General features: G+C 62.3%; 13 protein-coding genes. 7 read left to right on the top strand and 6 right to left on the bottom strand.

Annotated features, from left to right (window positions below):
* Positions 1 to 25 precede the first annotated feature (25 nt).
* Positions 26 to 529, top strand: a complete 504-nt coding sequence (locus IU367_RS09490) for a M48 family metallopeptidase (RefSeq protein ID WP_042872274.1) — start codon at positions 26 to 28, stop codon at positions 527 to 529.
* Positions 530 to 611: 82 nt separating this feature from the next.
* Positions 612 to 1,379 carry a DUF2927 domain-containing protein gene (locus IU367_RS09485; RefSeq protein WP_274454366.1) on the top strand — a complete coding sequence of 256 codons (768 nt, stop codon included), beginning with the start codon at positions 612 to 614 and terminating at the stop codon, positions 1,377 to 1,379.
* A gap of 146 nt (positions 1,380 to 1,525) precedes the next feature.
* On the opposite strand, the gene IU367_RS09480 is transcribed toward IU367_RS09485, so the two are convergent.
* Positions 1,526 to 1,774, bottom strand: a complete 249-nt coding sequence (locus tag IU367_RS09480) for a DinI family protein (RefSeq protein ID WP_274454140.1) — start codon at positions 1,772 to 1,774, stop codon at positions 1,526 to 1,528.
* 277 nt (positions 1,775 to 2,051) lie between these two features.
* On the opposite strand from IU367_RS09480, the gene IU367_RS09475 reads away from it, so the two are divergent.
* Both IU367_RS09475 and ykgO read left to right on the top strand, forming a co-directional pair.
* Positions 2,052 to 2,321 carry a type B 50S ribosomal protein L31 gene (locus tag IU367_RS09475; RefSeq protein ID WP_274454139.1) on the top strand — a complete coding sequence of 90 codons (270 nt, stop codon included), beginning with the start codon at positions 2,052 to 2,054 and terminating at the stop codon, positions 2,319 to 2,321.
* Positions 2,318 to 2,443, top strand: a complete 126-nt coding sequence (gene ykgO / locus IU367_RS09470) for a type B 50S ribosomal protein L36 (protein ID WP_005300174.1) — start codon at positions 2,318 to 2,320, stop codon at positions 2,441 to 2,443. The genes IU367_RS09475 and ykgO overlap by 4 nt, the downstream gene beginning before the upstream one ends.
* A gap of 63 nt (positions 2,444 to 2,506) precedes the next feature.
* On the opposite strand, the gene IU367_RS09465 is transcribed toward ykgO, so the two are convergent.
* Positions 2,507 to 3,373 (bottom strand): pirin family protein, encoded by an 867-nt coding sequence (locus IU367_RS09465; RefSeq protein ID WP_274454138.1) that lies wholly within the window; start codon positions 3,371 to 3,373, stop codon positions 2,507 to 2,509.
* Between the two features lie 123 nt (positions 3,374 to 3,496).
* Between IU367_RS09465 and IU367_RS09460 the strand changes: the two genes are divergently transcribed.
* Positions 3,497 to 4,402: a LysR family transcriptional regulator gene (locus IU367_RS09460; RefSeq protein WP_274454137.1), complete on the top strand. Its 906-nt coding sequence runs from the start codon at positions 3,497 to 3,499 to the stop codon at positions 4,400 to 4,402.
* Positions 4,403 to 4,497: 95 nt separating this feature from the next.
* Here the strand turns inward: IU367_RS09460 and araC are convergent, their stop codons facing one another.
* From araC to IU367_RS09440, 4 genes are all read right to left on the bottom strand, one after another.
* Positions 4,498 to 5,409 carry an arabinose operon transcriptional regulator AraC gene (araC, locus tag IU367_RS09455; RefSeq protein WP_353852256.1) on the bottom strand — a complete coding sequence of 304 codons (912 nt, stop codon included), beginning with the start codon at positions 5,407 to 5,409 and terminating at the stop codon, positions 4,498 to 4,500.
* Between the two features lie 164 nt (positions 5,410 to 5,573).
* A complete protein-coding gene (gene araH / locus IU367_RS09450) occupies positions 5,574 to 6,575 on the bottom strand; it encodes an L-arabinose ABC transporter permease AraH (protein WP_043556881.1) in 1,002 nt (333 codons plus the stop codon).
* A gap of 50 nt (positions 6,576 to 6,625) precedes the next feature.
* A complete protein-coding gene (araG, locus tag IU367_RS09445) occupies positions 6,626 to 8,122 on the bottom strand; it encodes an L-arabinose ABC transporter ATP-binding protein AraG (RefSeq protein WP_274454136.1) in 1,497 nt (498 codons plus the stop codon).
* A 74-nt stretch (positions 8,123 to 8,196) separates the two neighbouring features.
* Complete coding sequence (locus tag IU367_RS09440) at positions 8,197 to 9,180, bottom strand: arabinose ABC transporter substrate-binding protein (protein WP_274454135.1); 984 nt, start codon at positions 9,178 to 9,180, stop codon at positions 8,197 to 8,199.
* Positions 9,181 to 9,541: 361 nt separating this feature from the next.
* On the opposite strand from IU367_RS09440, the gene IU367_RS09435 reads away from it, so the two are divergent.
* Both IU367_RS09435 and IU367_RS09430 read left to right on the top strand, forming a co-directional pair.
* The gene (locus tag IU367_RS09435) at positions 9,542 to 11,233 is read left to right on the top strand and encodes a ribulokinase (RefSeq protein ID WP_274454134.1); all 1,692 of its coding nucleotides are present in this window, start codon (positions 9,542 to 9,544) and stop codon (positions 11,231 to 11,233) included.
* Positions 11,230 to 11,928 carry an L-ribulose-5-phosphate 4-epimerase gene (locus IU367_RS09430; protein ID WP_274454133.1) on the top strand — a complete coding sequence of 233 codons (699 nt, stop codon included), beginning with the start codon at positions 11,230 to 11,232 and terminating at the stop codon, positions 11,926 to 11,928. The genes IU367_RS09435 and IU367_RS09430 overlap by 4 nt, the downstream gene beginning before the upstream one ends.
* Positions 11,929 to 11,936 lie beyond the last annotated feature (8 nt).

The raw sequence follows: 11,936 nt of genomic DNA, 5'->3' as shown, positions 1-11,936 counted from the left end.
TTTTTGATATGACGAGTGACAAACCATGGTGGAACTGACCTATCTAGGGGGCTACCCGGACCCGCTCAAGGCCCAGGTACAACAGCTCATCGCGGCCGGCAAGCTGGGCGACATGCTGGAGAAACGCTACCCGGACAGCCACCTGATCCAGAGTGACAAGGCGCTGCTGGGTTACGCCATGGAGTTGAAGAACCGCTATCTGAAAAGCTCGGCGCCGCTCTCCAAGGTGATCTTCGATGGCAAGATCAACGTGATCAAGGATGCCCTCGGCCTGCACACCTATGTCAGCCGGGTGCAAGGCAACAAGCTCAAGGCCAAGAACGAGATCCGCATCGCCGCCCTGTTCAAGGAGGCTCACCCCGCCTTCCTGAAGATGATAGTGGTGCACGAGCTGGCCCACCTGAAGGAGAAGGATCACAACAAGGCCTTCTACCAGCTCTGTCAGCACATGGAGCCGGACTATCATCAACTGGAGTTTGATCTCAGGCTCTGGCTCACCTGGCGCGATCTCGAGCGTGCCGCACGCTGACTGACTGCCGTTTCAAGGAGGAAACATGATCCCGTTGCGCCATCCGCTGCTGCCCCGTACCCGCACACTCAAGGGCTGCTTGATGGGCGTGTGGAGCCTGGTAATGCTGCTCCCGTTGCTTCCCCTGCACGCCGCCGAACGCTGGCAGAGCGATGCCTATCTGACTCAGAGCTTCTTCGAAGTCGCCATGAAACGGGAATATGGCCACGAGCAGGGGGTACGCTTCTCCCGCTGGCAGCAGCCCATCCGTCTCAGGCTCATCAACGAATTTGGCGACAAGCCGCTGCAGGCCGAGGTGGTCAAGATCCAGAGCCAGCATCTGGCCAGCATCATAGGTCGTCCCATCACGCTGGTGAACGACAAAGCCAACATCACCCTGATCATGACCCAGCGCTCGCAGATGGCGAACTGGGCCAGCCGCACCATGGGCCAGGATGCCTCCATCAAGACGGCGCTCAAGGAGGGGCTGTGCATGGCCAATTTCGCCACCAATGCCCGCCATGAGATAGCCCGTGCCACCATCATCATTCCTGTGGATTACAGCCGGGCCAAGGGGCGTTTTCTCGATTGCGTGGTGGAGGAACTCACCCAGGTGATGGGGCTGCCCAACGACTCGGACAAGGTATTTCCCTCCATCTTCAACGACAACAGCATCGACAGCTTCCCGACCGGACTCGACTATGTGCTGCTCAAGCTCGCCTATCACCCCGCCCTGCAGGCCGGCATGACGGCCGCCGAGGTGCGCGCCGCCCTGCCCGACGCCATCAAGGCGCTACGCACCCATGGCGAGATAGCCCAGGCCGATCAGCGGGTGCAGGTCAACAGCCTCAAGCGCTGGGCCGGGTTGTAAGGCACGGGCTCCCCCTTCCTGCACGCAGTGAACAGGCCAATCCCCGAGTGATCAGAGAAAACGCAGCCCAAGGCTGCGTTTTCTCTGATCCGGATTGAGTCTTGCAGGCAACTGCCATACAGGGCTCTCGCGGCTGCCAGCGAGCCTCAGGAGGCGACGTTTTCCGGCATCCAGCTGTCGGCGTTTTCCCACACCTCCTGCACCATGGCCTCCGCCAGCTCCTTGTCTTCCTTGCTGGCACGGCTGACCGTCATCGCCATGGCGCCGCCCGGCGCGACCCGCACATGCAGGTCGGGGAATTTCTCGCCCAACTGCTTGAGCAACTCCTGACGCAGCGCCTCCATGGTGGTGGTAGGGATCTGATGTTTCTTGTCGATGATGATTTCCAGACGCATAGGATAAGTCTCCATGATTTATAACTGTATTTTTATACAGTAAAAATCAAAAGTAAAGGGGGCATTATCTGCTTCCCCAGAGAGGCCTTCAATCAAAGTCGCAGCGACACGGCAGATAACCGGACTTCCCCGCTCCCAGGCGGTGCACGCCAGCCGGTTTTTCCTCTATGCCGGCCCGGCCCCCAGGTGTCATTCCAAAAATTTGTTGATATTCATTCTCAACAGGAGCATGATTTGATTGTTATGAGATAACATACCAATTCATTAGGCGAGTATCATGCGTCCCGACATACACCCCGAATACCGCCAGGTCCTGTTCCACGACCTGACAGGCAATACCTATTTTCTGGTGGGCTCCACCCTCAAGGCAGATCGCACCAAATTGTGGGAAGACGGCAAGACCTATCCCTATGTGACCCTGGATGTCTCCAGCGCGTCACACCCCTTCTACACCGGCAAGCAGAAGCAGGTCAGCAAGGAAGGTCAGGTTGCCCGTTTCGGCCAGCGCTTTGGTCAGTTCTTCAACAAAGGAAAAGACAAGTCATGAAAGTGCTCTCCTCTCTAAAATCAGCCAAGTCGCGCCACCCGGATTGCCAGATTGTCCGTCGACGCGGCAAGCTGTTCGTGATCTGCAAAAGCAACCCCAGGTTCAAGGCTCGCCAGCGCTGAAGGCCGCCGCACCATAGACAACCCGGGCCCTCTCGCGAGGGCCCGGGTCTTTTTTAACCTTCATCACTCCGGCATCAGGCCGAATCTGCCGCTGTTGAAGTCATCGATGGCCTGCACTATCTCTTCATGGCTGTTCATCACGAAGGGACCGTGACCCACTATGGGTTCCTCGATGGGCTCACCGCTCAGCAGCAGCACCACAGCCTCGCTGTTTGCCTCGATCATGACCTGGCACCCCGCCCTGTCCAGCACCACCATCTGCGCCTCCCGGGCAATGGCGCTGCCGTTGACCTGTACGGTTCCCTTGAGCACGACGAGCGCGCCGGTCCAGCCTTCGGGCAACTCGAGTGTGCTGATGCCGCCCTGCACCAGCCGCAGATCCCAGACATGCAGCGGGCTGAAGGTACGGGCCGGGCCGCGGTGCCCCTCAAACTCCCCGGCGATGACCCGCACTGTGCCTTCGCCCTTGGCCAGCGCCACCGTTGGAATATCCCGATCGAAGATGGCCTGATAGCCGGGCGGCGTCATCTTGTGCCGGCTGGGCAGGTTCACCCACAGCTGCACCATCTCGAGCTCGCCGCCCGACTCGCTGAAGGCCGGTGCGTGAAACTCCTCGTGCAGGATGCCGGCACCGGCGGTCATCCACTGCACGTCACCCGGGCCTATCACACCGCCCTGACCGGTCGAATCCCGGTGCGCCACTTCGCCCTTGTAGACGATGGTCACCGTCTCGAAACCGCGATGGGGATGCTGACCCACGCCGCGCGGCTGGCTGGTCGGCGTAAAATTGGCCGGGCCGGCATAGTCGAGCAGCAGGAAGGGGCTCAGCTGCTTGCCGTGGCTGCTGTAGGAGAAGAGGGAGCGAACGGGGAAGCCGTCGCCAACCCAGTGAGGGCGGGGTGCGCTGTAGACGCCGAGGATCTTTTTCATCTGTCGCTCCTGAATTATCCGGTGGATTTCATCGTTGGAGACAGCTTAGTTTCGAGACTAATCCATGGGTAGACTGCTAAATTGACCATCAGCGTCCTATTTTTGGAACGATAAGAGCACCCTATGCAGGATCTGAACGACCTCTACTACTTCGTCCAGGCGGTGGATCACGGCGGCTTTGCCCCCGCCGGACGGGCCATCGGCATGCCGAAATCCCGGCTCAGCCGCCGCATCGCACTGCTCGAAGAGCGGCTCGGCGTGCGCCTGATCCAGCGCTCGACCCGCCAGTTCGCTGTGACCGAGCTGGGCCGCACCTATTACGAGCACTGCAAGGCGATGCTGGTGGAAGCCGAGGCGGCGCAGGCCGCCATCGAGGTGACCCGCGCCGAGCCCTGCGGCCTGATCCGCCTGAGCTGCCCCATCGCCCTGCTGCACACCCATGTCGGCCCCATGCTGGCGGATTTCATGGCGCACCATCCGCAGGTCAGCGTGCAGCTGGAGGGAACAAACCGGCGGGTGGATCTCATCGCAGAAGGGGTGGATGTGGCGATCCGGGTCAGGCCGCCGCCGCTGCAAGACAGCGAACTGGTGATCCGGGTGCTGGCGGATCGCAGGCAGTGCCTGGTGGCGAGCCCGGCACTCATGGCACAACATGGGTTTCCCGCCGCCCCTTCCGAGCTGAACGGCTGGCCCAGCATGGGGTTGGGCACCTTGCAGCAGAGCCATCACTGGTCGCTGTTCGGGCCGGATGATGCCCATGCCAGCGTCGTCCACCAGCCCCGTTTCGTGACCACAGACATGGTGGCACTGCGTAGCGCCGCCCTGGCCGGGGTAGGCGTGGCCCAGTTGCCGCTATTGATGGTGCGGGAACAGCTGGCCGCCGGTGATCTGGTGCAAGTGGTGCCCGAATGGGAGCCAAGGCCCGAGATCATCCACGCCGTCTTCCCCTCCCGCCGCGGCCTGCTCCCCTCGGTGCGGGCGCTGATCGACTATCTGGTGGAGCGCTTCGCCGCCATCGATGAGGAGTGACGAAACGGGAAGCACCACCTCATCCCCCGACGGCCGCACCGTTATGCGGCTGTGGTTCATGAAGCGAAACGGTCAGCACCATCAAGCAAAGGCCGTCACAGCGGGGTGGCGCATTTGCGGTATTCGGTGGGGCTGACCCCCACCCGCTTTCGAAACACCCGCGAGAAGTAGAGCTGATCGTCATAGCCCACCTGCTGGCCTATGGTGGCCACCGACAGCGGCGTGGTCTGCAGCAGCAGCTTGGCCCGCATGATGCGCTGATCCTCGCGCCAGCGCACTATGCTCACCCCCACCTGCTCGCGAAACAGGTGCGCCAGCCGCGAGGGGGACAAAAACACCTGCTCTGCCAGCGCCTCCACCGAGATCTCAGCACAGAGCGACTCGCTCAGGATCTGGCACGCCTGGTGAACTCTGTGATCTATGGTGGGGTAGGCATTGAGGGAGGAGGCCTCGTAGCAACGGATGAGCAGCCGCTCCAGCAGGTTCATGGCGAGCTGCTCCGACATGGGTCGCAGCTGCTGGTGGGTCTCTTCGATGTCGAGGAAGAGGGCATCAAACTCGGCGAGCAACTGGCTGTCCGCCAGTTGCAGGCGCCCCACCCGCTCAGTGACCTGCGGCCACTTGAGCCAGTCGGCCCAATAGGCTCTCGGCCGGAAATAGACCCAGCGGTGATACCACTCCCGCGCATCCGGCGCCCGGCCGTAATGGTGTACCGCCGCCGGCGGGAACAGCAGCAAGTCGCCGGGCTCCACCGTGAAGGCCTGATCCCCCTGAAATATCTGCCCCTTGCCCCTGATGGTCAGGTTGACGATGAAGCCCTTCATGCCCAGGGGGCGGTCGATGATGAAGTCGAGCGCACTCCCCTGCTCTATGGGGGTCATGCCCGAGACCAGGAAGACGTCGAAGGCGTACCCCGGCAACAGGGGGTTGAGTTGTTTCGGTTTCTCTTTTTGCATCGAGGACATGGCGGAAAACAGCGCTTGAGTAAAAAAATCGGCTTGGGCCATTGTAAAGACTCACCTTGGGAACGCGCTATCCGGCGCTCGGCGTCGTGTGAAATTGTTGAACTGGCTCACAATGGCATGGGCCGTGCGCCATGGTGTCACCGGCCATCATGGGACCATCGGCAATCAGGCCCGCAGCACGCGGGCCTGCACCGGTTGGACAGGGATCAGACGCGCGCCTTGCGCACCTGCTTGTAGCGGTCGAACAGCACGGCGGCGAGCAGGATCAGGCCGCGCACCACGTACTGGGCGAACGGGGATATGTTGAGCAGGTTCATGGCGTTCTCCATCAACCCCAAAATCAGTACCCCGGCGATGATGTAGGAGATCTTGCCGATGCCCCCCTTCATGGAGACCCCGCCCAGCACGCAGGCCGATATGACCACCAGCTCGAAGCCGATGGAGGTCATGGGCTGGCCCGAGGTCATGCGCGACGCGAGTATGATGCCCGCGATGGAGGCAATCAGCCCGGTCATGGTGAAGATGATGATCTTGGTGCGCACCACGTTGACCCCGGCCAGGCGCGCCGCCTCCTCGTTGCCCCCCATGGCCAGGGTGTTGCGGCCGAAGGTGGTCTTGTTGAGCAGCAGGCCAAACAGCACGAAGCAGAGCGCCGTCAGCCAGACCGGGGTCGGGATGCCGAGCAGGGCTGAGTTGCCGAGTTCGAAGAAGCCCTCTTCCACTATGCCGACCGCCTTGCCGTCCGAGATGATGTAGCCCACCCCGCGCGCCATCTGCATGGTGGCCAGGGTGGTGATGAGGGCGTTGATCTTGAATTTGGCCACCACTATGCCGTTGATGAGGCCAAACAGCACCCCCACCGACATGCCGGCCAGTATGCCGACCGTGATGCTCTCGGTGGCGTTGATGCCGACCGCACAGGCGACGCCGGAGCAGGCCACCACTGAGCCGACCGACATGTCGAACTCGCCGGAGGCGAGGCAGAACAGCATGCCGCAGGCCACCATGCCCGACATGGAGACGGCGAGCCCCAGGCCGCGCATGTTGATCAGGCTGGCGAAGTTGGGTACCAGCACGCAGGCCAGCAGGAACAGGATGGCGAAGATCACCAGCATGCCGTATTGATCCCAGATCCGGGCCAGTTGCACTCTGGAGCCGCTCGTCGCAGAGACGGTCGCGGCCTGACCGACTGAGGTAGTTGTTGTCATGGTATTTCTCCTGAAGTTTCCGGGTGCTATCGCGTTGCAGTCACGGGGGATTAACGGGCCGGCATGGCCAGATTGAGCGCCTTGACCTCGTCGGCCTCGTCGTGGGAAAGCTCGCCGGCGATCTCCCCCTCCCGCATGACCATGATCCGATCCGCGATGCCCAGCACCTCAGGCAGTTCGCTCGAGACCACCACCACGGCGATACCCACCTTGGCCAGATCGTAAATCACGTTGTAAATCTCGTTTTTTGCCCCGACGTCTATGCCGCGGGTCGGCTCGTCGAGCAAGATGACCTTCATGTCCTCGGAGAGCCAGCGCCCCAGAATGGCCTTCTGCTGGTTGCCGCCGGAGAGGTTCATGATGGCCTGATGGGGGGACGGGGTCTTGACCCGCATGTCGCGGATCCTGAGCCTGGCGTTCTCGTCCTCCCATTTCTGGTTGATCCAGAAGCCCCACCACGCGTGGTGGCGGCGGGCGCTGATATTGATGTTCTCCTGCACCGAGTGAATGGGGATGATGCCGAGCGCCTTGCGGTCTTCGGTACAGAGCATGATGCCGCTGTGAATGGCATCGATGGGGTTGCGGATGGGCACCGGCTTGCCAAACACCGCTATCTCGCCCCCACGCGCCCTCTCGGCGCCGAAGATAAGCTTCATCAGCTCGCTGCGACCGGCCCCCACCAGCCCGAAGATGCCGAGGATCTCCCCCCGTTTCACCTCAAACGAGATGGGCGCCTTCAGCCCAGGCCCCATCAGGTTCTCCACCTTGAGGCCCGCCTCGCCAAGCGGCCTTGGGCTGTAGCCATAGACGTCGGTCAGCTCGCGCCCCACCATGGTCTTGACCAGCAGATCCCGGCTGACCTCGGCCATTGAGGCGAAGGTGCGCACGAACTGACCGTCCTTGAAGACGGTGATGGCGTCGCACAGGGCGAAGATCTCGTCCATCCGGTGGGAGACGTAGAGAATGACCTTGCCCTCGTCGCGCAGCTGACGGATGACCCTAAACAGCTGATCTATCTCGCGGGACGAGAGGCTGCTGGTCGGCTCGTCGAAGGCGATGACGCTGGCATCCCTAGTCAGCGCCTTGGCGATCTCCACCATCTGCCATTGCCCGAGCGACAAGTACTTGAGCGGCGTCTCCGGCGACACATCCATGCCGAGGCGCGCCAGCTGCCTGGCGGCATCCTGATAGAGCTTCTCCCGATCGATGACCCCGCGCCGGGTGGGCAGCTGGCCGAGATAGATGTTCTCGGCGATGGTCATCTCGGGGACCAGATGCAACTCCTGGTAGATGATGGCGATCCCGCTCTCCAACGCATCGACCGTGTTCTGAAACACCCTCTCCTGACCGGCCAGCTTCACCACCCCTGTGGTGGGGGCCTGAAAGCCGCTCAGGATCTTGAGCAGGGTGGATTTGCCCGCGCCGTTCTCCCCCATCAGCGCATGCACCGAGCCCTGCTGGCAGGAGAAGGAGACGTTTTGCAGCGCCTTGACGCCTGGAAACTCCTTGCTGATGCCGCAAAACTCCAGATAAGGAACTTGATTCATGTGTTCACTCCAGCCAACCGGCATGACGCCACTGCGTCATGCCGGTCTCGGTGTCAGGGTTTAAATGGCGTCAATCACAGACCTTTCTTCTGCAGCTCGACCTTGAAGTTGTCGCGGGTGATGAGCACAACATCGGTCACTTCGGTGAACTTGGCCGGCTCTGCGCCATTGACCACCCAGTCATGGAGCATCTGGATGCTCTTGTAACCGTGCACGTCCGGGCTTGGCAGCAGGGAGCCGAGGAAACCGGTGGCGCTGGACTTGGAGAGCTCGTTCACCGCATCCACCCCGTTGATGCCGATGCCGATGACGTTCTCCGCCTTGAAGCCCTGCCCTTCGGTGGCACGCACGCCGCCGAGCACTGTGTTGTCATTCATGCCGACGATGAGCCAGTTCTTCACCTCAGGGTGCTGCACCAGCATGGAGTTGGCGGCATCCAGCGCCCCCGGAATGTCATTGGCCTTGGCCGGGGAGCGATAGATCTGGGCATCGGGGAAACCGGCGGCCTTCAGGGCACCGAGAGAACCCTCGACCCGGCGGCGGGCGGTATCCAGCTCGTCAGCTGTGATGGCGAGCACGGCGGTGCTCTTCAGATCCCACTGGCGCTTTTCCATCTCCTTGTAGAGCTCCTGACCCTGGCGCTCCCCTATCTTGGTGGCTGCCATCATCACCAGCGGTACCTGTTCCATCGGCTGACCCTTGGCGTTGACGAACTGGTCATCCACTGTGATGACCTTCAGATCCATGCTGTTGGCCTTGGCCATGATGGCGGCCCCGAGCTTGGGATCAGGGGTGCAGATGACGAAGCCCTTGGCGCCGTTGGCCGCCAGGCTGTCGATGGCATTGAGGGTCTTTTCGCCATCGGGGACGGCTATCTTGATCACCTCGAAACCGAGATCCTTGCCCGCCTTGTCGGCGAAGTTCCATTCGGTCTGGAACCAGGGCTCCTCCGGCTGCTTGACCAGATAGCCCAGCTTCAGTGCCTCGGCCGAGAAAGCAGAATTTGCCATACCAAGGGCAAACCCCATTGCGATCATGCTGTTAACGATTTTGTTCATGCGAGTGTCTCCAGGTGTTCTATCAATCCATGTATCCACGCAGTGCTGCTCCTTGAGTCAATCAAGCCGCAGCCATATAAAAACATGCTTAAACAGGACGTTATTGTTGTTGCTAGTTGAGCGAACCAAGTTGTAATCGTTTTCACATGGAAAAATGGAGAGCAGGATCACGCCATGAAATTGCAGCCGTTTTGTCTATGTTTTCAGCAAAATAATCACATAGCGGATCTTAGATAGCCGTCACCCTCTTGCCGGCATAGCGTTTAAATCCATATTTCCAGCAGCCAATGGCTAACCGCCCGTGCGCTCCATCTCCTATGGTTCCTCACCAGTCACCCCTCATTGATGGTCAGGAGCACTTATGTCTGAGCACCCTAGGTCCGAGCAGATCACCATCGGACTCGATTTCGGCAGCGATTCGGTCAGGGCACTCGCCGTGCGCTGCCACGACGGCGCCGAGCTGGCAACCCAGGTCGTCTATTACCCGCGCTGGCAGGCCGGTCGTTACTGCCAGCCGGTCACCAACCAGTTCCGCCACCACCCCCTCGACTATCTGGAATCCATGGAGCAGGCGGTGGTGGCGGTGGTGAGCCAGCTCACCCCGGCCCAGCGCGCCGCCGTGAGTGGCATAGGGGTGGACAGCACAGGCTCGACGCCAGCCCCCATCGACAAGGAGGGGCGTGTGCTGGCCCTGCGCCCGGAATTTGCCGACAACCCCAACGCCATGTTCGTGCTGTGGAAGGATCACACCGCCATCGAGGAGGCCGAGGCCATCACGGCGCTGTGCCACGGCGGCCAGTTCCCGGACTACAGCCGCTACATAGGCGGGGTCTACTCCTCCGAGTGGTTCTGGGCCAAGATACTGCACGTTTCCCGCAGTGATGCGGCGGTGCGCGCCGCCGCCTGCAACTGGGTCGAGCTGTGCGACTGGGTGCCCGCCATCCTGAGCGGCACCCAGGCCCCGGCCGACGTCCGACGCGGGCGCTGCGCCGCCGGCCACAAGTCTCTCTGGCACCCGAGCTGGGGCGGCCTGCCCCCCGTCGAGTTTCTCAACGCACTGGATCCGCTGTTGACCGAGGATCTCGACTACCCGCTCTTTACCGACAGCTGGACCGCCGATCTGCCGGTCGGCACCCTGACCCCCGAGTGGGCGGAGCGGCTGCATCTCTCCTGCGAGGTGGTGATCGCCGGCGGCGCCTTTGACTGCCACATGGGGGCGGTGGGGGCCGGGGCCGGCAACAATGCGCTGGTCAAGGTGATAGGCACCTCCACCTGCGACATCCTGATCGCCGACGAAGCCACCATAGGTGATCGGGCCATTGCCGGGATCTGCGGCCAGGTGGACGGCAGCGTGGTGCCGGGCATGGTGGGGCTGGAGGCAGGGCAATCGGCATTCGGCGACATCTATGCCTGGTATCAGCGCCAGCTCGGCTGGCCGCTGGAGAGCCTCGCCGCCCAGTATCCGGAGCTGCGCACCGCCATCGAGGCCCACAAGCGGGAGCTGCTGCCAAGCCTCGCCGCCGCCTGGGAGCAGCAGCGCGATCTGGCCCACCTGCCGGTGGTGCTCGACTGGTTCAACGGCCGGCGCACCCCTTACGCCAACCAGCGCCTGCAGGGCACCGTCACCGGGCTCAACCTCGGCACGGATGCGCCCGACTTGTTCGGTGCCTTGGTGGCCTCCACCGCCTTCGGGGCCCGCAGCATCATGGAGTGCATGACCCACCAGCAGGTGCCGGTGGAGCAGGTGATCGCCCTTGGCGGCATAGCCCGCAAGTCGGCCACAGTGATGCAGACCTGCGCCGATGTGATGAACAGGCCCATCCAGGTGGTGGCCTCGGATCAGTGCTGCGCCCTGGGGGCGGCCATCTTTGCCGCCGTGGCGGCCGGGATCCACGGCGATGTCGCCGAAGCTCAGCGCCACATGGCGAGCGCCGTGGAGCGCACCCACCAGCCTGACCCTGAGCGGGTCGTCGAATACGAGCGCCTCTACCAGCGCTACCTCGCCTGGGGCGCCGCCGCCGAGCCGCTCTACAACCGGGGAGTACCGGCATGAACCTCAAGATGCTCAAGGAACAGGTGCTCGTCGCCAACCTGGATCTGCCGCGCCACGCGCTGGTGACCTTCACCTGGGGCAACGTCAGCGGCATCGACAGAGAGCGCAATCTGGTGGTGATAAAGCCGAGCGGCGTCAGTTACGAGCGGATGCTGCTGGAGGACATGGTGGTGCTGGATCTGGCCGGCAAGCAGCTGGAGGGCGCCTTGCGCCCCTCCTCCGACACCGCCACCCACCTGGTGCTCTATCGCGCCTATCCAGAGCTTGGCGGCGTGGTGCACACCCACTCCACCCACGCCACCGCCTGGGCCCAGGCGGGGCGCGCCATTCCCATTTTCGGCACCACCCAGGCCGACTATTTTCACGGCGAGATCCCCTGCTCGCGCCTGCTCACCCCGGGTGAAGTGGAGGAGGATTACGAGGGGCTGACCGGTCACCTCATCGTCGAGACCCTCAAACAGACCCCCATCCTCACCATGCCGGGGGTACTGGTGGCCAACCACGGCCCCTTCAGCTGGGGCAAGAGCGCCGAGGACGCGGTACACAACGCCGTGGTGCTGGAGGAGGTGGCCCGCATGGCCTGGCTCACCGGCCAGATCAACCCCGCAGCCCGCCCCCTGCCCGATTACCTGCTGGAGAAGCACTACCAGCGCAAACATGGCAAACACGCCTATTACGGCCAGACAAAAGCATAAAGAGGACA

It is taken from the genome of Aeromonas bestiarum, assembly GCF_028751155.1.
Taxonomy (GTDB): Bacteria; Pseudomonadota; Gammaproteobacteria; order Enterobacterales; family Aeromonadaceae; genus Aeromonas; species Aeromonas bestiarum.
The sequence above is the reverse complement of the archived record's forward strand: the minus strand, read 5'-3'. Positions and strand labels throughout refer to the sequence as shown.

What these genes read in the sequence shown, in the direction of transcription:
- IU367_RS09490 (WP_042872274.1), top strand. Translation starts at nt 26, where the DNA reads ATGGTGGAACTGACCTATCTAGGGGGCTACCCGGACCCGCTCAAGGCC.
- araH (WP_043556881.1), bottom strand. Translation starts at nt 6,575, where the DNA reads ATGACAACAACTACCTCAGTCGGTCAGGCCGCGACCGTCTCTGCGACG.
- IU367_RS09475 (WP_274454139.1), top strand. Translation starts at nt 2,052, where the DNA reads ATGCGTCCCGACATACACCCCGAATACCGCCAGGTCCTGTTCCACGAC.
- IU367_RS09485 (WP_274454366.1), top strand. Translation starts at nt 612, where the DNA reads ATGGGCGTGTGGAGCCTGGTAATGCTGCTCCCGTTGCTTCCCCTGCAC.
- IU367_RS09430 (WP_274454133.1), top strand. Translation starts at nt 11,230, where the DNA reads ATGAACCTCAAGATGCTCAAGGAACAGGTGCTCGTCGCCAACCTGGAT.
- araC (WP_353852256.1), bottom strand. Translation starts at nt 5,409, where the DNA reads ATGGCCCAAGCCGATTTTTTTACTCAAGCGCTGTTTTCCGCCATGTCC.
- IU367_RS09480 (WP_274454140.1), bottom strand. Translation starts at nt 1,774, where the DNA reads ATGCGTCTGGAAATCATCATCGACAAGAAACATCAGATCCCTACCACC.
- ykgO (WP_005300174.1), top strand. Translation starts at nt 2,318, where the DNA reads ATGAAAGTGCTCTCCTCTCTAAAATCAGCCAAGTCGCGCCACCCGGAT.
- IU367_RS09460 (WP_274454137.1), top strand. Translation starts at nt 3,497, where the DNA reads ATGCAGGATCTGAACGACCTCTACTACTTCGTCCAGGCGGTGGATCAC.
- araG (WP_274454136.1), bottom strand. Translation starts at nt 8,122, where the DNA reads ATGAATCAAGTTCCTTATCTGGAGTTTTGCGGCATCAGCAAGGAGTTT.
- IU367_RS09440 (WP_274454135.1), bottom strand. Translation starts at nt 9,180, where the DNA reads ATGAACAAAATCGTTAACAGCATGATCGCAATGGGGTTTGCCCTTGGT.
- IU367_RS09435 (WP_274454134.1), top strand. Translation starts at nt 9,542, where the DNA reads ATGTCTGAGCACCCTAGGTCCGAGCAGATCACCATCGGACTCGATTTC.
- IU367_RS09465 (WP_274454138.1), bottom strand. Translation starts at nt 3,373, where the DNA reads ATGAAAAAGATCCTCGGCGTCTACAGCGCACCCCGCCCTCACTGGGTT.